Annotated in this window: 21 protein-coding genes; 18 read left to right on the top strand and 3 right to left on the bottom strand. The window is 53.2% G+C overall.

The genetic code is table 11. The features are described from left to right. Position 1: 1 nt before the first annotated feature. The 10 genes from gspF to EIP93_RS15425 all read left to right on the top strand — a co-directional run bounded on the left by gspF (position 2) and on the right by EIP93_RS15425 (position 7,789). Positions 2-1,228 carry a type II secretion system inner membrane protein GspF gene (gene gspF / locus EIP93_RS15470; RefSeq protein WP_103862237.1) on the top strand — a complete coding sequence of 409 codons (1,227 nt, stop codon included), beginning with the start codon at positions 2-4 and terminating at the stop codon, positions 1,226-1,228. A 32-nt stretch (positions 1,229-1,260) separates the two neighbouring features. Next, positions 1,261-1,716 carry a type II secretion system major pseudopilin GspG gene (gene gspG / locus EIP93_RS15465; protein WP_103862236.1) on the top strand — a complete coding sequence of 152 codons (456 nt, stop codon included), beginning with the start codon at positions 1,261-1,263 and terminating at the stop codon, positions 1,714-1,716. A gap of 75 nt (positions 1,717-1,791) precedes the next feature. After that, on the top strand, positions 1,792-2,358 hold the full coding sequence (gspH, locus tag EIP93_RS15460; protein ID WP_103940954.1) for a type II secretion system minor pseudopilin GspH: 567 nt from the start codon (positions 1,792-1,794) through the stop codon (positions 2,356-2,358). Further along, positions 2,355-2,720 carry a type II secretion system minor pseudopilin GspI gene (gene gspI, locus EIP93_RS15455; RefSeq protein ID WP_107333192.1) on the top strand — a complete coding sequence of 122 codons (366 nt, stop codon included), beginning with the start codon at positions 2,355-2,357 and terminating at the stop codon, positions 2,718-2,720. The genes gspH and gspI overlap by 4 nt, the downstream gene beginning before the upstream one ends. After that, positions 2,720-3,370, top strand: a complete 651-nt coding sequence (gene gspJ, locus EIP93_RS15450; protein WP_103940956.1) for a type II secretion system minor pseudopilin GspJ — start codon at positions 2,720-2,722, stop codon at positions 3,368-3,370. The genes gspI and gspJ overlap by 1 nt, the downstream gene beginning before the upstream one ends. Next, the gene (gene gspK / locus EIP93_RS15445; RefSeq protein ID WP_010302966.1) at positions 3,367-4,353 is read left to right on the top strand and encodes a type II secretion system minor pseudopilin GspK; all 987 of its coding nucleotides are present in this window, start codon (positions 3,367-3,369) and stop codon (positions 4,351-4,353) included. The genes gspJ and gspK overlap by 4 nt, the downstream gene beginning before the upstream one ends. Next, complete coding sequence (gspL, locus tag EIP93_RS15440) at positions 4,350-5,627, top strand: type II secretion system protein GspL (protein WP_107333191.1); 1,278 nt, start codon at positions 4,350-4,352, stop codon at positions 5,625-5,627. The genes gspK and gspL overlap by 4 nt, the downstream gene beginning before the upstream one ends. Next, a complete protein-coding gene (gene gspM, locus EIP93_RS15435) occupies positions 5,624-6,118 on the top strand; it encodes a type II secretion system protein GspM (RefSeq protein ID WP_103862232.1) in 495 nt (164 codons plus the stop codon). Before gspL ends, gspM begins: the two co-directional genes overlap by 4 nt. Then, a complete protein-coding gene (locus EIP93_RS15430; protein WP_107333190.1) occupies positions 6,108-6,854 on the top strand; it encodes a type II secretion system protein N in 747 nt (248 codons plus the stop codon). Before gspM ends, EIP93_RS15430 begins: the two co-directional genes overlap by 11 nt. 89 nt (positions 6,855-6,943) lie before the next feature. Continuing rightward, positions 6,944-7,789: a prepilin peptidase gene (locus EIP93_RS15425; protein WP_107333189.1), complete on the top strand. Its 846-nt coding sequence runs from the start codon at positions 6,944-6,946 to the stop codon at positions 7,787-7,789. A 145-nt stretch (positions 7,790-7,934) separates the two neighbouring features. Here the strand turns inward: EIP93_RS15425 and ypdK are convergent, their stop codons facing one another. Then, positions 7,935-8,009: a membrane protein YpdK gene (gene ypdK / locus EIP93_RS15420; protein ID WP_099606229.1), complete on the bottom strand. Its 75-nt coding sequence runs from the start codon at positions 8,007-8,009 to the stop codon at positions 7,935-7,937. Positions 8,010-8,365: 356 nt separating this feature from the next. Continuing rightward, entirely contained in the window at positions 8,366-9,391 is a 1,026-nt protein-coding gene (locus EIP93_RS15415; RefSeq protein ID WP_103862229.1) for an LLM class flavin-dependent oxidoreductase, read from the bottom strand. A 351-nt stretch (positions 9,392-9,742) separates the two neighbouring features. Here EIP93_RS15415 and EIP93_RS15410 point away from each other — a divergent pair, with 351 nt between their 5' ends. The 6 genes from EIP93_RS15410 (at position 9,743) to EIP93_RS15385 (ending at position 15,480) form a co-directional block, all read left to right on the top strand. Beyond that, positions 9,743-10,807 (top strand): ABC transporter substrate-binding protein, encoded by a 1,065-nt coding sequence (locus EIP93_RS15410; RefSeq protein WP_125232935.1) that lies wholly within the window; start codon positions 9,743-9,745, stop codon positions 10,805-10,807. Next, positions 10,804-11,841 (top strand): FecCD family ABC transporter permease, encoded by a 1,038-nt coding sequence (locus EIP93_RS15405; protein WP_125232934.1) that lies wholly within the window; start codon positions 10,804-10,806, stop codon positions 11,839-11,841. The genes EIP93_RS15410 and EIP93_RS15405 overlap by 4 nt, the downstream gene beginning before the upstream one ends. 1 nt (position 11,842) lies before the next feature. Next, positions 11,843-12,613 (top strand): ABC transporter ATP-binding protein, encoded by a 771-nt coding sequence (locus EIP93_RS15400; RefSeq protein WP_125232933.1) that lies wholly within the window; start codon positions 11,843-11,845, stop codon positions 12,611-12,613. Further along, on the top strand, positions 12,610-13,344 hold the full coding sequence (locus EIP93_RS15395) for a molybdate ABC transporter substrate-binding protein (RefSeq protein ID WP_109224822.1): 735 nt from the start codon (positions 12,610-12,612) through the stop codon (positions 13,342-13,344). Before EIP93_RS15400 ends, EIP93_RS15395 begins: the two co-directional genes overlap by 4 nt. A gap of 120 nt (positions 13,345-13,464) precedes the next feature. Then, positions 13,465-14,847 carry an ATP-dependent RNA helicase DbpA gene (gene dbpA / locus EIP93_RS15390; RefSeq protein WP_103160341.1) on the top strand — a complete coding sequence of 461 codons (1,383 nt, stop codon included), beginning with the start codon at positions 13,465-13,467 and terminating at the stop codon, positions 14,845-14,847. A 60-nt stretch (positions 14,848-14,907) separates the two neighbouring features. Beyond that, positions 14,908-15,480: an alpha/beta hydrolase gene (locus tag EIP93_RS15385; RefSeq protein ID WP_103862225.1), complete on the top strand. Its 573-nt coding sequence runs from the start codon at positions 14,908-14,910 to the stop codon at positions 15,478-15,480. 104 nt (positions 15,481-15,584) lie between these two features. On the opposite strand, the gene EIP93_RS15380 is transcribed toward EIP93_RS15385, so the two are convergent. Then, the gene (locus tag EIP93_RS15380) at positions 15,585-16,124 is read right to left on the bottom strand and encodes a hypothetical protein (RefSeq protein WP_103862224.1); all 540 of its coding nucleotides are present in this window, start codon (positions 16,122-16,124) and stop codon (positions 15,585-15,587) included. Between the two features lie 524 nt (positions 16,125-16,648). On the opposite strand from EIP93_RS15380, the gene EIP93_RS15375 reads away from it, so the two are divergent. Continuing rightward, a complete protein-coding gene (locus EIP93_RS15375) occupies positions 16,649-16,915 on the top strand; it encodes a hypothetical protein (protein WP_103862223.1) in 267 nt (88 codons plus the stop codon). Positions 16,916-17,040: 125 nt separating this feature from the next. After that, positions 17,041-17,802 carry a hypothetical protein gene (locus tag EIP93_RS15370; RefSeq protein WP_164498015.1) on the top strand — a complete coding sequence of 254 codons (762 nt, stop codon included), beginning with the start codon at positions 17,041-17,043 and terminating at the stop codon, positions 17,800-17,802. Positions 17,803-18,184: the final 382 nt, after the last annotated feature.

Genomic DNA, 18,184 nt, shown 5'->3' with positions numbered 1-18,184 from the left:
TATGGCACAGTACCACTATCAGGCGCTGGATGCGCAGGGAAAAAAATGCCGTGGCGCTCAGGAGGCCGACTCTGCCAGACAGGCGCGTCAGCTATTGCGGGAGCGCGGGCTGGTGCCGCTGTCGGTTGATGAAAACCGAGGCGATCAGCAGAAATCCAGTTCTACAGGATTCTCCCTACGCCGCAAAATTCGGCTCAGCACCTCAGATTTGGCGCTATTGACTCGCCAGTTGGCTACGCTGGTGGCGGCGTCGTTGCCGCTGGAAGAGGCGCTGGATGCGGTGGCGAAACAGAGCGAAAAGCCACAGCTGAGCCAGTTGATGGCGGCGGTGCGCAGCAAGGTCATGGAAGGTCACTCGCTGGCCGATGCGATGAAATGCTTCCCCGGCAGCTTTGAACGGCTGTACTGCGCGATGGTTGCCGCAGGCGAGACGTCCGGTCACCTTGATGCCGTGTTGAACCGATTAGCGGACTACACCGAGCAGCGCCAGCAGATGCGCAGCCGCATTCAGCAGGCGATGATTTACCCGTGCGTATTAACCGTGGTCGCGATTGCCGTGGTCAGCATTTTGCTGTCTGTCGTGGTGCCGAAAGTCGTCGAGCAATTTATTCATATGAAGCAAGCGCTGCCGCTTTCAACCCGCGTGTTGATGGGAATGAGTGATGCCGTGCGCACGTTTGGGCCGTGGATGCTGCTGGCATTGCTGGCTGGTTTTATGGCGTTTCGTGTGATGCTGCGACAGGAAAAGCGGCGCGTCAGTTTTCATCGACGCCTGCTGCATTTACCGCTGATCGGCCGCATAGCGCGTGGCTTGAATACGGCTCGTTACGCGCGGACGCTCAGTATTCTTAACGCCAGTGCGGTGCCGCTGTTACAGGCAATGCGCATTAGCGGCGATGTCATGAGCAATGACTATGCCCGCTATCGGCTCTCTCTGGCGACGGATGCGGTACGAGAGGGCGTCAGCCTGCACAAAGCGCTGGAACAGACGGCGCTCTTCCCCCCAATGATGCGTCATATGATCGCCAGCGGTGAACGCAGCGGCGAGTTGGACAGCATGCTGGAGCGGGCGGCGGATAATCAGGATCGGGAATTCAGTTCGCAGATGACGCTGGCGCTGGGGCTATTTGAGCCTCTGCTGGTGGTCAGCATGGCGGCGGTGGTGTTGTTTATCGTACTCGCGATTTTACAACCGATTCTGCAACTGAATACGTTAATGAGTTCGTAAGAGAACCAACAATTGAATGAGGAAAAGTAAGGATGCAACAGTCTCAGCGTGGTTATGGTCAGAGCGGTTATCGTCAGCGTGGTTTTACCCTGTTGGAAATTATGGTGGTCATCGTCATTCTCGGCGTACTGGCGAGTCTGGTGGTGCCCAATCTGATGGGGAATAAGGAAAAGGCGGATCGACAAAAAGCCGTCAGCGACATTGTGTCTCTGGAAAGCGCACTCGACATGTACAAGCTGGATAACAACCGCTATCCGTCCACAGAGCAGGGGCTTAAGGCGCTGGTGACGAAGCCGACGGTACAGCCGGAACCGCGTAACTACCCAGCCGATGGCTATATTCGCCGCCTGCCGCAGGATCCGTGGGGCACGGACTATCAACTGCTGAACCCCGGCCAGCACGGCAAACTGGATATCTTCTCTCTGGGGCCAGATGGCATGCCGGGAACGGAAGATGATATCGGCAACTGGAATCTTGATAAAAAATAAAGACGTCGGTCTTTGTTGCAGATTGTTGTGGGTAGTGGCTATCGATGGCGGCGGGAAAAGGACGGCAAAAGCGCAATGAAGCGGTCAACGAGGAAGCAGCAGGGGTTCACCCTGCTGGAAATGATGCTAGTCGTGTTACTGGCGGGCATCGCGGCTAGCATGGTCGTCATGGCGTTTCCTCCCGAGCGCCAGAATGACAGCGCCTGGCAGTTGGCTCGTTTTCAGGCGCAGCTGGAGTTTGCCGCTGAAAGCAGTCAGGTTAATGAATACATGTTGGGTGTTCGTATCCATCCCGATCGCTGGCAGTTTTATCAACTCCAGCGACCCGCTGCATCGGAAGGGACGCCGATCCCAAGCGGCGATCGCTGGCAGGGCTACAAGTGGCAGCCGTGGCAACCGCATCGGGTGAGCGCATCGACATCGCTGCCCGAGGCATTACGACTTGAGTTACTGCAAGCCGATGGGAAAAAAGTGGATAAAACGCAGAGTGGTGACGATCCCGATATCCTGATTTTGCCCGGTGGCGAAATCACGCCTTTCCGTCTGCTCGTTAAATCTGAAAACAAAGCGCTCTCGAATTGGCTCCAGGTGGATAGTAACGGACGGTTTGTGACGTCGATGAGTCAGGGCAAGAAACGATGAGACGACAGAAAGGGATGACGCTGGTGGAGGTGCTGGTCGCGCTGAGTGTTTTTGCGCTGGCAGGCATTGCCGTTTTGCAAACGACAGCCAGACAGGCAAGCAGCCTGAGCCGACTGGAAGAGAAGACATTTGCAGGCTGGGTGTCGGAAAACCAGCAGGTTCAACTGCGGCTGGAACAGCGCTGGCCGGAAGCGTCGTGGGTGAAAGGAGAAACGCAGTTCGCCGGTCAGCGCTGGCATTGGCGCTGGCAGGGCGTAGAGACTGGCGATCCTCAGACCAAAGCGCTGGATGTGGAAGTGCGACGTAATAAAGATGCCTTTGCCGCCGATGCTTCCCTGCGCACCTATGTGGTGAAGCAATAATGTTTAGTAAAACAAGGATGTGTAGCCAAATAAGAAGGGGGCGAGAGCCCGCGCGACAGAAAAGCCAGCAGGGGTTTACTCTGCTGGAAATGATTCTGGCGATCGCTATTTTTGCGGCACTGAGCCTCAGTGCGTTTCAGGTGCTGAACGGCGTGATGCGTAATGATGAAATTTCACAACGCAAGGCCGATCGTCTGGCCGAAATACAGCGCGCATTTTCACAAATGGACAACGATTTCTCCCAGATGATCGCACGCGGCAGCAGAGGAAGTACCTCGATGTTTTACGCCGGTCGCGATCAGTTAAAAAGTGATGACTGGGGCGTCAGCTTTATGCGCAATGGCTGGCAGAACCCGTTTGGTATTCTGCCGCGCTCTGAACTTCAGCCTGTGGCCTATCGGCTGCGGGAACACACTCTGGAACGGTTAACGCACGTGACTCCCGACCCCATTGAAGGGCTCGATCCCGGCGTAAAACCGCTTCTCACGCAGGTCGATGGTTTCCGCCTGCGCTTTTTCAGCAATAAAACCTGGCGCGATCGCTGGGACAACAGTACGCAATTGCCACAAGGGATTGAAGTGGTGCTGACCTTAAGGGATTACGGAGAAATGTCGCGTATATTTTTGATTACCACCGGACCGGTTAAATGAGGTCGCGTCAGCGCGGCGCGGCGCTGCTGGTGGTGCTCCTGATTCTGGCATTAATGGTGACGATTGCCGCGGTGATTACGGAGCGCACAGGCAAAGCGTTTTTGCGCACCGAAAGTCACTTGAGCCGCCAGCAGGCGAAGTGGTACGCATTAGGGGCGGAAACGCTAAGCGGGCAGATATTACAGCGCGATGCGCGGGGTATGCCGGGGCGTACGTTTGCCGGACAGAACTGGTCGCAGCCGGGGCATCGTTTCCCTGTGGATGGTGGGGAGATCACTGGCCAGATTAGCGATGCGCGTACCTGTTTTAATGTGAATGCGATCAATCAAGGCGTGGATAACGAAAGTACGCTGGTGAAGACGCCTTACCCGGCGCAGGTTTTCCGTTTGCTATTGAAAAATCTGGGCGAGGAAACGGATCGTGCAGAAAAAATTACTGCGGCGGTGCGTGACTGGATTGATGCAGATAACTATCCGTCGGCGAACGGTGCGGAAGACGACGTCTATGCCACGCTGCCAGTGCCTTATCGTACCGCTAATCAGAGAATGAGTGAAATTAGCGAATTACGTGCAGTGTATGGCATGGACAGCGATCTCTATCGTCGGCTATTGCCTTATGTCTGTGCGCTGCCGGTGGATGCGATGTCCATTAATATCAACACGCTAACCGAATTTGATGCCCCGCTGTTATCCGCCGTGTTCCTGAACGAAATGACGATGTCGCAGGCAAAAGCACTGGTGCAGCAGCGGCCACGTATGGGGTGGGCAAGTCTTGAGGTGCTGCAACAAACCGGGTTATTGCCCCCGAATAGTAAAAATACCGCGCAGCGAGTGCTGGCAGTAAAAAGTGAATGGTTCTTTGTAAAACTCCAGGTGCGTGTCGGCGACAGCGATTTCCATCAACGTAGCTTGCTTCATCTGAGTGGACAAAAGATAGAGGTTGTGCAGCGGCAATATGGAGGATATAGGACGGTGAATCCATGAAAATAGCGGGAAAATGGAAGCGAAAAGCCGCAAAAACCCCATTAAATCGAGGAACGATCGCTCGGCATCCGTGCCTCATTGTTCGTCTTCCAGTAGAAGAGCAGGGAGAGATCGAATGGCAGGTGCGTTCATCCAATGGGGAAAGTTTACTGAGTCAGGGGCGCGGTAGCGTAGAGCAGGTTCGTCAGGTGCTGGCAGCCTATCCGTCCGTGACGTTTACCCGCGTTCTGGTTCCGGCCACTGACGTGACGTTTTATACCCTGACGCTGCCCCGACAGGCCCGGCGTCAGTTGACGCAAGTCGTGCCGTTTATGCTGGAAGACCAACTGGCGACGGAAATTGAAAAGCTGCATTTTGCTGTGCTGGAAATTCATGGCGATGACGGCACGGTTGCCGTGGTGGAAAAAAACCGGATGCAACGTTGGCTGGCACAGTGTGATGCGCTGGGCCTCAGCGTCGATACGTTATTGCCTGACGCTCGCGTATTGCCGAAACATCAGGATGGCTGGAGTGCGTTGCAGCATGATGACATGTGGCTATTTCGTCAGCCTACGGGCCATGCCATGGCGGCGGAGTCCTCCTGGTGCGGTGATCTGCTGAAAGCCTCTATGCCGCTGCCTGCGATATACAGCTACAGCGCTGCATCGGTCAGTGGTGAGCTGTCGCAGTACGAATGGCAGGAAGAGGGCGAATGGAAGGCGCAGCCGGAAACGGATCTCTTCACGCTGGCGGCAACGGCGCACTTACCTGCCTCGGTCGATCTGCGACAAGGCGATTATGCACCGGAGAAAGCCTGGCAAAACACTCTGCTGCCGTGGCGTGGCGTCGGGATCGCGTTTGCCTGTTACCTCTTGCTGGTTGTGGCGGATGCTGGCTGGGCGCACTACCAGCTTTATCAACAGTCTGAGCATTGGCGGCAGGAAAGCGTGCGCACCTATCGGCAAATTTTCCCTTCCGAGACGAATGTCGTTAACCCGCGCGCGCAGATGCAGCAGCACCTGCAACGTACGGCAGCCGGAGGCGCAGGGAAAGCGCTGCTGGATCAATTGAACCCCTTACAGCAGCTCATGACACAGAATAGCGCGATCAAAATTCAGTCGCTGTCTTACGACGGCGCGGCGGGCGAGTTCCGGCTGGCGTTGCAGGGCACGTCATATCAGGAACTTGAGCAGTTTCAGCAGCAGGCTGCCGCTTATTATCAGGTACAAGCGGGAGAGATGCGGCAGGAAAACGATCGGGTTGAAGGCCGCTTAACATTAAGGAGCCAGCAATGAATGAATTACGGCAACGCTGGCAGGCGATGAGCCCGCGTGAGCGCCAGCTTATGGTGGTGTGTGCGGCGGTGCTTCTGCTCTGTGTGGTGTATTACGCTATCCTCCAGCCGTGGCAGGAGCGGGAAGATCTGTGGGAGCGCACCATTTCCCGCGAGCAGCAGACCGTCAACTGGATGCAGAAGCAAGCTTCATTGATTCCGCAGGGAAATCAGGCGCCGGGGGACAATAGTCAGCGAGACGTCAGTCTGCCGATTTTGATTTCACAAAGTACCAAGCGTTACGGACTAAACGTTGTGCGTTTGCAGCCACAGGGCAGCCAGGCATCGGTGACGCTGGGGCAAAGTGATTTTAATAGTCTGCTGCGTTGGCTTGGCGAATTGGAACAGAAAAACGGCGTGAAAGTGATGTCACTGGATGTTAACGCCGTCGAGCAAAGCCCCGGAATGGTGGATGTCACCAGACTGATGCTGGAACGGGCGGATGAAGCTTAAGTCCGGTATCGGCGCAGGTATCGCTCTGGTTCTGGCCTATGGGCTGTTCCTTGCGTGCTATGCGCCTGCCCGTCTGCTTACGGCTGTGCCGCTGCCCGCAGGAATGGTGGTCGCAGAGGCCGCCGGAACGTTATGGCAGGGGAGCCTGCAACGGTTTAGCTGGCGCACGTTAATGCTGGACGATGTGCACTGGAACATCACGTTCTCGGATTTTATGCCCGCGCTGGAAATTGCGTTTAAAAACCCAGAAGGCATTGCAGGCCGTGGGATCATTCGCGGTTGGCAGCAGCCGCAGTTTTATCAATGGCAGCTTTCTGTACCGGCGGGCTATTTATTCAGCCATATGCGTTTTATTGTGCCAATCGGCGCCGAAGGAAACGTACAGCTCAATCTACAAGAGGCGACGGTAGATCGTTCGGGCTGCCAATCGCTGGATGCCAACGTAACCTGGCCGGGTGCACGGGTGAAAACGCCGCTGGGTGGACTGGTACTCGCTACGCCTCAGGCCACGTTAAGCTGCCAGCAAGGCGCGCTAGAAGCGAGCCTGCGGCAGACCTCCTCACATCTGCAATTGTCTGGCAAAGGCAGCGTCACCCCGAAAGGCGAATATCGTTTTACGGGGCAGCTTAGCAGCGGAAATGATTTACCCGCGACGATGAAAAAACTGCTGGCAACCACCGGTAAAGCCGATGAACAGGGTGCCAGAACGCTGAATTTTCAGGGGCGCTTGCTGTAATAGCGGTCAGCGCTGTCGGTGCCGCGTAGTCGAGCGCAAAAATAAACCGCTCATTCATACCGTTTCTTTATCAACAATCAGGGACTAACGTGGACGATTTAAGGGAATTCGCACAGCTGTTTCCGGCGTGGTGGTTTGGATCGCTGGGCGTGTTGGGATTGATTGTTGGCAGTTTTCTGAACGTGGTGATTTACCGCTTGCCGATTATGCTGGAGCGTCGCTGGCGGCAGGACATCGAGCTTGAAACGGGCGTGGCCGATTCCGATCGTGATACGCGCTACAACCTGTGGTGGCCGCCTTCGTCTTGCCCGCACTGCCAACAGGCTATTGCGGTCAAAGATAATATCCCGCTATTCAGCTGGCTGTGGCTGCGCGGCCGCTCCCGCTGCTGTCATCAATCGGTCTCTGCGCAATATCCGTTAGTGGAAGTCATCACCATGCTGGCTTTTCTGGCGGCAGGTTTGCTCTGGTTGCCCGGTATGGCGCTGTGGGGGGCGTTGATCCTGTTGTCCTTCCTGTTGGTGCTGACCGTTATTGATATAAAAACGCTGCTGCTGCCGGATGTGCTTACGCTGTCGCTTCTGTGGATGGGGTTGCTGTTTAATCTGTCGGGGACATTTGTTTCATTGAACGATGCCGTAGTCGGCGCGATGGCTGGTTATTTATCTCTGTGGCTACTTTATTGGGCATTCAAATACGCCACGGGCAAAGAAGCGCTGGGGTACGGTGATTTTAAGTTGCTGGCTGCGCTGGGTGCCTGGCTGGGCTGGCAGGCATTGCCGAATCTGGTTTTGGTGGCAGCGTTGAGCGGTCTGGTCGTTACTCTCGTCTGGCGCGGGTTGCGTAAAGAGGATACGGCTAAACCGTTAGCTTTTGGCCCCTGGCTGGCAATGGGTGGCGTGTTTGGTGTGATAATGAACGGATTCAATCTGTAGAGAATGACAAAGGCAATATGAATCGTCGGCTGAACATAGATCGGCAGGCATAAAAATAGGCTGAGGGTATAAATACCATCAGCCTTTTTTATCTTTATCTGTGTGTGCCCTTCAATGAATAAATCTTTGCCGGGCAAATGACAGGTTATTCTACCATCAGCATAAAGGTACTCACCCAAACGACTAAACAGAATGAGATACCCATAAAAAAATACTTCACCGATTTATTCTCCAGCAGAAACCACGCCAGCAACGATCCCGATTGTGCGTTTTATTATGGAAGGAAATAATTACGCTGCCGGTGATGTCACCGAAGGGTAATCTTTCCCGTTGTCATCACCAGAGTCACACCAGTTATGACGGGATCGGCGCTAAATCTACGCCCAGTGAGGGGGGGAATTCAAGGGGTCCAGAAACTATATTTTCAAAATAGCATTAAAAAGCGTTGAGCCGTTTCAGAGGCTAAAAAAAACGGGGAGATACGAGTAAAAATAGCCCCTCAATCTCCCCGATTATTGACGCTGTTATCGTCGGTTTTGCGCCTGCTGGATAGGCTTTCATTTTTAGGCCGTAGGCCTAATCCCGCCACCCCATCGCGGGCGCGACATGTTTCAGGATTGATTCGATCACATGCGCATTGTAATCCACGCCCAGCTGGTTCGGCACCGTTAGTAATAGCGTATCCGCTTCAGCAATCGCTTCATCCTGTTTTAACTGTTCGATGAGCGCGTCCGGCTCGGCGGCATAGCTGCGGCCGAAAATCGCGCGCGTGTTTTCATCCAGAAAACCTACCTTGTCACTATCGTTACTGCTTCCGCCGAAATAGGCGCGATCGCGGTGATCCATCAATGCAAAAATACTACGGCTGACGGAGACGCGTGGTGCGCGCGTATGACCCGCCTCAGCCCAAGCGGCACGATAGGCACGAATTTGCTGTGCCTGTTGGATATGAAAAGGTTCGCCCGTTTCATCATCTTTTAACGTGGAGCTTTGCAGGTTCATGCCTAGCTTCGCTGCCCATACTGCCGTGGCATTCGATCCGGCACCCCACCAGATTCGTTCACGTAACCCATCAGAGTAGGGCTCCAGACGTAAAAGGCCCGGTGGGTTTGGGAACATAGGTTGTGGATTTGGTTTTGCAAAGCCTTCGCCACGCAGCACATCCAACAGCACTTCGGTATGACGCCGTGCCATGTCTGCTTCCGATTCCCCTTCTGTCGGCTGGTAGCCAAAGTAGCGCCAGCCATCGATCACCTGTTCCGGCGAGCCACGGCTGATGCCGAGCTGCAAGCGTCCGCCAGCGATCAGATCGGCGGCGCCGGCGTTTTCAGCCATGTACAGCGGATTTTCGTAGCGCATGTCGATGACGCCGGTGCCAATCTCAATGCTTTTGGTTTTTGCCCCAATCGCGGCTAGCAGCGGGAAAGGTGACCCCAACTGGCGGGCAAAGTGGTGCACTCTGAAATAAGCGCCGTCAGCACCCAGCTCTTCGGCGGCAACGGCAAGGTCGATAGATTGCAGTAATGCGTCAGCCGCTGAACGTGTGCCAGACTGCTGTGACGGTGACCAGTGGCCGAATGATAAAAAGCCGATTTTCTTCATAGGGTATTTATCCTTATATTCAGGCAAAAATTTAGTACATTCGCCCTGTACAGCAAAGTGCTACAGATTCAGTAATAGAATCACTCTACGTGATTAATACTGAGAATAAATATGATTTTTTTAACGTAATAATTCAGTTTATCTGACTAATCGTTCGCAGAATAAATATCCGGTTGAGCTGGTGATTTTTTGATTTTCTCTCGTAATAAACCGTCTGTTATTTAGGTAAAAGCACTACCCACGCTTATCTACCCCAAAATCGGTATCCAAATATTATTATGAGCGAGATCAGTATTTTCTTTGTCGCTAACGCTGTATCATTTTATATATAGCGAAAATCAGGATACCAACATGATAAAGAAATTTGGCTACACGCTGTGGATTGCCGGGCTGTTTTTAGTGTTTTCCAATGCCTGGGCGGCGCGTCAGGTGACCGACCAACTCGGGCGCAATGTAACGATTCCCGACCACGTTAATCGCGTGGTGGTGTTGCAGCATCAAACCTTAAATCTGCTGGTGCAATTGGATGCACAAGAGAGCGTCGTGGGGGTGCTTTCCAGTTGGAAGAAACAGCTGGGCGAGCATTATGTGCGGCTGGCTCCGCGTCTGGTGGATTTGCCAATGCCGGGCGATCTCACGCAGGTCAATATTGAAAGCCTGCTAAAGCTGTCGCCGCAGGTGGTTTTTGTCGCTAACTATGCGCCGCCGGAAATGATTGCGCAGATTGAGCGGACAGGCATTCCGGTCGTGGCGATCTCGCTGCGTCAGGATCAGCCGGGAGAAGCCGACAAAATCAATCCTACGATGAGTGATGAAAACACGGCGTATAACGAAGGGCTTAAGGCAGGAATTCGGCTGATTGGTGACGTCGTTGAGCGTCAAAAACAGGCGGAAGCGCTGATCGACTATACGTTTACACAGCGGCAAAACGTGAGTGCGCGTCTGGAGTCTATCCCAGAAGAAAAGCGAATCCGCGTGTATATGGCTAACCCAGACCTGACAACCTACGGTTCAGGAAAATATACCGGCCTGATGATGTCGCATGCAGGGGCGCTGAATGTGGCGGCCGCTTCGATAAAAGGCTTTAAACAAGTATCGATTGAAAATGTGCTGGCCTGGAACCCACAGGTGATTTTCGTGCAGGATCGCTACCCGGATGTTGTGACACAGATCGTCAACGATCCGGCCTGGCAGGCGATTGATGCGGTGAAACAGCACCGCGTGTATCTGATGCCGGAATACGCGAAAGCCTGGGGTTACCCGATGCCGGAAGCGTTAGCGATTGGTGAACTGTGGATGGCGAAAAAGCTATATCCTGAACGCTTCGCCGATATCGATATGCAAAAAACGGCCGATGCGTATTACCAACGCTTTTACCGTATGGACTATCGTGCGGATACCTCTGCGGCACAATGAGTTATCGCACCTACCGGATCACGCTGCTGACGGTGGTGGTGTCCACGCTGTTAATTGCCGTGTGCTCACTGGGGATAGGGCGTTTTAGCTTATCCCCGTGGTGCATCATCCAGATCCTTGTCGAGCCGCTGTCTGGCAACGATCTGCTGTTCGGAAAAGCCCCCTTGCTTGGCGATATTGAACGGCAAGTGGTGTGGAGTGTGCGCTTACCCCGCGTGTTATTAGCCTGGTGTGCGGGCGCGGCGCTGGCGCTGAGCGGGGCTACGCTGCAAGGCGTTTTCCGTAACCCGCTGGTCGATCCGCATATCATCGGTGTTTCTGCTGGCGCGGCCTTCGGCGGCACGTTGGCGATTCTATTAAGCTGGACGCCGCTGCTTTTGCTGCTGTCTGCGTTTACGTTCGGCATGCTGGCGCTCTTGCTGATTTTCATGATGGCTGCCGCATTTGGTAAACAGAACGTGCTGATCCTGATTCTGGCGGGCGTCATCCTCAGTGGCTTCTTCGGTGCGTTGGTCAGCCTGATGCAATATCTGGCGGATACCGAAGAGAAGTTGCCGAGTATCGTTTTCTGGCTGTTGGGCAGCTTTGCCACCGCACACTGGAACTCGCTGATGACCATGGCGGTGCCGCTAGGCCTTGCAGGCGGACTACTGCTGCGGCTGCGTTGGCACATCAACGTGTTGTCGATGGGTGAGCAGGACGTGCGTGCGCTGGGTGTCGCTGTACAGCCCTTGCGCTGGCTGATTTTGAGCTTGTGTGCTGCGATAGTCGCCGCTCAGGTGGCGGTCAGCGGCAGTATTGGCTGGATTGGGCTGGTGATTCCTCATGTCGCACGCATGCTAGTGGGGGCCGATCATCGTCGCCTGCTACCGGTATCGCTGTGGCTGGGTGGGGGATTTATGGTGCTGGTGGACGATCTGGCGCGCAATCTCACTGAGGCGGAGATTCCGCTGGGCATTCTGACCGCGCTACTTGGCGCACCGCTTTTTGCCGTGCTGTTGTATAAAACACAGCGACAGGGAAGAGGACGCTAGCATGTCTATCATCAGGTTATCGACAGAAGAACTGGTGTACGGCTACCCGCGGGGACAGGGCTTTTTTTCACCGCTGAATTTGCGCTGTCAGGAAGGGGAAATTACGGCGATTCTGGGCGCGAACGGCAGAGGGAAAACGACGCTGCTGAATACGCTGATGGGGCATTTATCGCCGCTTTCCGGGACGATCCAGCGCGATGGGCACATTGGTTTTGTGCCGCAGATATTTACGCCGCCGTTTTCTTATAGCGTTCTGGATATGGTGTTGATGGGGCGTGCGGCGAGTGTCCGGCTGTTTGCCATGCCTTCTGCGCATGACATCACCGTGGCTCAGAATGCACTGACCATGCTGGGAATCGCATCCCTTGCTGAATGTGAATTTAGTGCGTTGTCCGGTGGGCAACGACAGCTCGTGCTCATCGCGCGTGCGTTGGCCTCGGAGTGTCAGGTGTTGATTCTGGACGAACCGACGGCAGCGCTTGATGTGCAAAATCAGGCGCAGGTACTGCGGTTATTGAAGCATCTGGCTAAAACGCAGCGCTTGAGCATTCTTCTGACCACGCACGATCCCTCTCACGCGCTGGCCATTGCCGATCGAGCACTGCTGCTGATGGATAATCAGCACTATCTTTATGGCCGCTGTGATGAGGTTGTGACGGAGGATAACCTGTCGCGGTTATACGGCATTCCGATGCGGCAGGTCTGCGTGGACATCGCGCCGCAGCCGTATTATGCGCTGATACCGATATTGACCATGACGGAGCCACTATGACCGATCCCCTTCGCCTGTATGCGGCTGGCAGCCTGCGCCTTGCATTCGCTCCGCTGCTGGCGACGTTCAGCGAACGTTATGCGGTGGACGTGACGCCGACTTTCGGCCCGGCGGGGCTGCTGAGTGAAAAAATGATGCACGGCGATGCGGTGGATATTTTCGCCTCGGCGAATTGCGCGCACCCTTTACGCTTGAAAGCGCTGGGACTGGCGGAGGAAACCACCGTATTTACGCGCAACCACCTTTGTATAGTGATGCGTAATGTACCGGAACTGACCACGCAATTCTGGCTGATGGCGCTGCGTGACCCGCGTTTTGTGCTGTCAACCTCAACGCCCGGCAGCGATCCCGGTGGGGATTATGCATTTCAACTCTTTGATCGCATCGAACGTCTGCATCGGGGATGGGGAAATCAACTGCGCGACAAAGCGAAACCGCTGGTGGGTGGAGCGCTTGACCATGCCATCCCAGCAGGTATGACGGCGGGAAGTTACCTGATTCGGACCGGGCAGAGCGATATGCACGTTGGCTACGCCAGCTATCTGCCGTTACTGCTCAATCAACCGGATCTGCATGTGGTTCATTTACCCGATCCCTATCGTATTGATGCCGAGTACATGCTGGCTGTTATGAAGCCTGCCCGGCGTGAAGCGCGGCTGCTGGCAAACTACCTTTTATCACCTGAAGGACAAGGCTTTCTGGTGAGCAAAGGATTTGCCTCGCTGTTTTAGTCGCAGAACGGGAGGTAAATCGGTCAATGATGACGAACTCTGCTATGATTGCGGCATATCTGCGCCGCTTTTTAGCACGGCGTCACCTTTCGTTATCTCGTCCTTGGTAGAGTAATCACTGTGAGTACAACCTCTTTTTCTTCCCTCGCGCTGCCAGCAGAGCAGTTATCTAATCTTAATGAACTGGGCTATACCGACATGACGCCAGTCCAGGCGGCAACGTTGCCAGCCGTTCTGAGCGGCGCAGACGTGCGGGCCAAGGCGAAAACCGGTAGCGGCAAAACGGCGGCATTTGGCATTGGGCTGCTGGATCGCATTGTCGTGAGCGACTTTACCACGCAGGCGCTGGTGCTGTGCCCAACGCGTGAGCTGGCCGATCAGGTCAGCAAAGAGCTGCGTCGTCTGGCTCGTTTTGCACAAAACATTAAAATTCTGACACTGTGCGGCGGTCAGCCGATGGGTCAGCAGCTCGATTCGCTGGTTCACGCCCCGCATATTGTCGTCGGGACGCCGGGACGTATTCAGGACCATTTACGCAAGCAGTCGCTGTCTCTGGATAGCCTGAAAGTGCTGGTGCTGGACGAAGCGGATCGCATGCTGGATATGGGCTTTACTGATGCGATTGATGATGTGATTTCCTATACGCCGTCCGATCGTCAAACCCTGTTATTTTCCGCTACCTATCCGGAAGAGATCGAACAGATCAGCGCACGCGTTCAGCGTCAGCCGCAACGTTTCGAGGTTGCGGACGGTGTAGAAGAGTCGGCTATTGAACAACGTTTCTATGAGACAACGAAAGATCAGCGCCTGCCGCTGTTGATTGCCATTTTGGGCCATTATCAGCCTGCGTCCTGCGTGGTGTTCTGTAACACGAAGCGTGATTGCCAGAGCGTATTTGACGCGCTGGACATGCGTGGGATTAGCGTATCCGCGCTGCATGGCGATCTGGAGCAGCGCGATCGCGATCAGGTTCTGGTGCGTTTTGCTAACCGTAGTTGCCGTGTGCTGGTGGCAACCGACGTTGCGGCTCGCGGCCTCGATATCAAAGAGCTGGAGCTGGTGGTGAATTTTGAGCTGGCTTTCGACCCTGAAGTTCACGTTCACCGCATTGGCAGAACGGGCCGCGCGGGTACGAAGGGTCTGGCGGTGAGTCTGTGTACACCACAGGAAATGAACCGCGCTAATCTGATTGAAGATTATCTCGGTATGCGCATTAAATGGACACCGTCGGATGAGATTAGCCGCAGTGGCGAGGTTGCGCTCGAACCTGAGATGATGACGCTGTGCATTGATGGTGGAAGAAAAGCCAAAATCCGTCCCGGCGATATCCTCGGTGCGTTAACCGGCGATGCAGGATTAACGGCAGCGGAAGTGGGGAAAATTGATATGTTTCCGATGCATGCCTATGTGGCAATCCGTAAAGCCAGCGCCAAACGTGCGTTGCAGCAGCTCCAGAAAGGCAAAATCAAAGGAAAAAGCTGCAAGGCCAGATTGTTAAAGTAACCGGTGGCTGATATACCAGACAGAAGGGGCTCGGGTAACTGACAGGAGTGTTAAGGGCGGATGCAGACAACAGAAATCGATCGGCGGCTAACGGAAGTGAGCCAGCAGCTAACGATGGTGCTAGTGCCGGGATTGCGCGACAGCGATGATGAACACTGGCAAAGCCATTGGGAACGGCGTTTCCCTCACTGGCATCGTATACGTCAGCGGGAATGGTATCAGGCCGATCTGGATCGCTGGGTGTTGGCGATCCGTCGTGAGCTTAGCGTCTGTACACAGCCCGTAATTCTGATCGGCCACAGCTTTGGCGCACTGGCTTCCTGTCATGTGGTGCAGCAGGGTCAGGAGGGAATTGCTGGTGTGATGCTGGTAGCTCCTGCTGAGCCTATGCGCTTTGAGATTGACGATCGCATTCAGGCTGTACCGCTGTCGGTTCCGACGCTGACATTTGCCAGTCATAACGATCCGCTGATGAGTTTCACTCGCGCCCAATATTGGGCGCATGCGTGGAACAGCGAACTGGTTGATGTCGGTGAGGCGGGGCATATTAATGCAGAAGCGGGATTTGGTCCCTGGGAATATGGACTGACAAGATTAGCTGAGTTTTCGGAAGCACTCGTTGCTAATCGTTAATCGGCCAGTTTCCATCAAATAATAATCTTACAGTATTAAGATAGCGTTATATCTTTCTTTAATGCCAGGGCAATGAATAGAGTTGTCTTGGCATCTATTTTTTATTAAGCCAGCTCTTCTTGATCGCCTGAACCATGCAGCATTTCCTGTATCTGCTGATAAACTTCGGCCGCAGATAAATTGCTGTAGGATGTTTTACTCTCGAAATGCAATACCTGTTCTCCATCTGAACCATGAAGTGCGCTTATGAATGCCAGGTCTTCTTGCGTGATACGTTGCCCGGTAAAGGCATCAAACATTTCAGAATTTCCATCCGGGTACTTAATCACGGAAATGAGCTTGCCGTTGTACAGAGGAATACCTGTCGTCGCCAGAGAGTATTCCGCTGCGGCTTTCTGCTGTGCTTTGATCTGTTCAGGCGGTGGGGTATCGTTCTCTGCGGCTGCACGTTTCTTTTGGGAAGACAGCGTGACTTTGGTGCTCTCGTTCGAGCCCGGCATATTTTGAGAATCTGAGTTTGTTGATGTGTCTGCTTTATTCCCCGGACTGATGGCTGCAACGACAGTCGGGTTGGCGGCCGCGCCAATAGCAGGCATGGTTGCCGGGGTAGTTGCATTCACGAGTTGAATATCTGGAATCACCACAGTATAACTCCTTCTTATATCTATTTAATGCTGGTAATGGTTTTTACCAGTGAGTTACTTCAGTGTGTTAAAACCACATGCACTAATGCCGCAATCGTTGAGGTTCAGGCTATCAACACAAGCAGGATAATTATCTTCCTTGGAAGACAGATCAATCTGCTGGGAATAATTTCCTATTATTCAACACTATGACGCTAACGAAATGGTTCAGTGAGAACACGGTTAATGTAAAACAGTATTTATGCCAAACACTATTTATGCAAAATGCAATTGCATTAAAAAACACCCTATCGCAAAAGGTATCGGCTTTTTTTTCTGCTTCATTAATATCCAAAAGGCATAAGATTTAACTTTTTGATTACCAATTTTGCGAGCTTATGTGACCAAACATCCCCATTTTTAAAAAATATAACGCTATCATAGTATTAGTGTGATGCAGTGATAACCCTTTCCCCATATCTGCTCTACAAGCGCGGGGGAACGCGATACACTGTTTTCTTGTTTTTTCCCTGTGAAGAAGTGCTATGCCTAGTATTAAACTGACGGTTAATTATTTGTATCGGCAAGCCGGCGAAGTGCGTGAAGCCTCACAGGCAACTGCCCGCGTTTTTGTTGGTGATGAGCTCATCGCCACGGAGGTGATTACCGGGATGACGGAAAGCCCAGTCGAGAAATATTTGCACCACTCAGGGCGAGAAACGCAGGCCGTACGTGTTGAATGGGATTGCGAAGGCACTACAGCCATGACGGTGTCTGAGGTAGAAATCTGCCCCTGCTGCCACCATGATTAGCCCGATACGTTAAGCCGTTTTTGAACGCTTCGGCTTCATGATTGACACACTAAAAACACAACGCGAGTTGCAGATAAACCAACATCTAAGCAGCTTGAAGTATGACGGGTAGACAAGGTGAATGTATGAGAGCAGCGGTATCAACCTTAATAGCCTGTGGACTGTGGACGGCAACATGGGGTGCGCAAGCCGGCTGGTATGTCGTGAGCAATTACGAAGGTCACATTGGGCCTTATCCGGTGCATTTTTCATTGCAGAAATACAGTATTGACCAAGATAAAAATCTGCTTGGGAGCTACTTTTACGATAAATACAGAGCGCCGATCCCTCTGTATGGGCGGCTCTCGGAAACGTCGCTTGAAATCTGCGAAATCCATACTCCTCAGGACTACGATAAATATATCGTGCAGGGCGTTAAGTCCGGCATCGATATGACGCACTGTCCGTTTAAATTGACCGAGGTCGGGGAAGAACTGCGCGGCGAGTGGTCAAACGGAAAGGCGCATTATGATGTTAGCCTACGGCGCGTGGCATCCTTTGACGATAGCGAACAGCCCGCTAAGGTCCAAGGGCAGGTTGATATTCCTTTCTGGGGACAAACGGCGACTCACAGTTTTGTCGGCGTGTATCAAAACAGTGATGCAGGTATGGTCGTTGAGGGAATCAAGGCGATTAACAAGAAGAGCGGCAATGTCGATCAGCTTCTTCAGCCTGATTTTCAGCAATGCCAGTTTGGCTTCTTCATGACTCCCGTTTATATGAATATTGAAAATGGCGGAGATAATCGCAGCATCCTGCTGAACTGCTATTCCCACGGCGGAGGCGATATTCTGCTGGAATACCGTTTTGATGCGGCAAGCCAGCGTTATGGTGTAGTTAGTGAGTAAAGATTCTATACCCGTCATACTTCACGTTGGATGTGCGTTGGCTGCGCTACTCGGCCCACTTTCGTGGACCTCGCCCCGTTGGGGCCGCTGCAAGCAGCGTTCAAACCTGCCTCTGGCAGATTTGTCAGTCACCCGAATCACTTACCTGAGTAAGCTCATCGGGATTCCTTCTCTTGCCGCCTGCCTGAAACTCGAATTATTTAGGGTATAACGGGTTAGGATCTTTAGCTGTTTTTCATAGATAAATTCTCTGCATTATTTTGCAGGCTAAATATGTTTGTGTTCATTGTTGGAAATAAATGATTTTTATTTCCATGCCTTTCTTGTTAAAAATATTCCTGCCTTCATTTTTTATCAATATTACGTTTTGTTTTCATTGTAA

It is taken from the genome of Pectobacterium versatile, from assembly GCF_003932035.1.
Lineage (GTDB): Bacteria > Pseudomonadota > Gammaproteobacteria > Enterobacterales > Enterobacteriaceae > Pectobacterium > Pectobacterium versatile.
Note: the sequence above shows the minus strand (reverse complement) of the source record. Positions and strands in the feature narration are given on the sequence as shown.

What these genes read in the sequence shown, in the direction of transcription:
- gspF (WP_103862237.1), top strand. Translation starts at nt 2, where the DNA reads ATGGCACAGTACCACTATCAGGCGCTGGATGCGCAGGGAAAAAAATGC.
- gspG (WP_103862236.1), top strand. Translation starts at nt 1,261, where the DNA reads ATGCAACAGTCTCAGCGTGGTTATGGTCAGAGCGGTTATCGTCAGCGT.
- gspH (WP_103940954.1), top strand. Translation starts at nt 1,792, where the DNA reads ATGAAGCGGTCAACGAGGAAGCAGCAGGGGTTCACCCTGCTGGAAATG.
- gspI (WP_107333192.1), top strand. Translation starts at nt 2,355, where the DNA reads ATGAGACGACAGAAAGGGATGACGCTGGTGGAGGTGCTGGTCGCGCTG.
- gspJ (WP_103940956.1), top strand. Translation starts at nt 2,720, where the DNA reads ATGTTTAGTAAAACAAGGATGTGTAGCCAAATAAGAAGGGGGCGAGAG.
- gspK (WP_010302966.1), top strand. Translation starts at nt 3,367, where the DNA reads ATGAGGTCGCGTCAGCGCGGCGCGGCGCTGCTGGTGGTGCTCCTGATT.
- gspL (WP_107333191.1), top strand. Translation starts at nt 4,350, where the DNA reads ATGAAAATAGCGGGAAAATGGAAGCGAAAAGCCGCAAAAACCCCATTA.
- gspM (WP_103862232.1), top strand. Translation starts at nt 5,624, where the DNA reads ATGAATGAATTACGGCAACGCTGGCAGGCGATGAGCCCGCGTGAGCGC.
- EIP93_RS15430 (WP_107333190.1), top strand. Translation starts at nt 6,108, where the DNA reads ATGAAGCTTAAGTCCGGTATCGGCGCAGGTATCGCTCTGGTTCTGGCC.
- EIP93_RS15415 (WP_103862229.1), bottom strand. Translation starts at nt 9,391, where the DNA reads ATGAAGAAAATCGGCTTTTTATCATTCGGCCACTGGTCACCGTCACAG.
- EIP93_RS15410 (WP_125232935.1), top strand. Translation starts at nt 9,743, where the DNA reads ATGATAAAGAAATTTGGCTACACGCTGTGGATTGCCGGGCTGTTTTTA.
- EIP93_RS15405 (WP_125232934.1), top strand. Translation starts at nt 10,804, where the DNA reads ATGAGTTATCGCACCTACCGGATCACGCTGCTGACGGTGGTGGTGTCC.
- EIP93_RS15400 (WP_125232933.1), top strand. Translation starts at nt 11,843, where the DNA reads ATGTCTATCATCAGGTTATCGACAGAAGAACTGGTGTACGGCTACCCG.
- EIP93_RS15395 (WP_109224822.1), top strand. Translation starts at nt 12,610, where the DNA reads ATGACCGATCCCCTTCGCCTGTATGCGGCTGGCAGCCTGCGCCTTGCA.
- EIP93_RS15385 (WP_103862225.1), top strand. Translation starts at nt 14,908, where the DNA reads ATGCAGACAACAGAAATCGATCGGCGGCTAACGGAAGTGAGCCAGCAG.
- EIP93_RS15375 (WP_103862223.1), top strand. Translation starts at nt 16,649, where the DNA reads ATGCCTAGTATTAAACTGACGGTTAATTATTTGTATCGGCAAGCCGGC.
- EIP93_RS15370 (WP_164498015.1), top strand. Translation starts at nt 17,041, where the DNA reads ATGAGAGCAGCGGTATCAACCTTAATAGCCTGTGGACTGTGGACGGCA.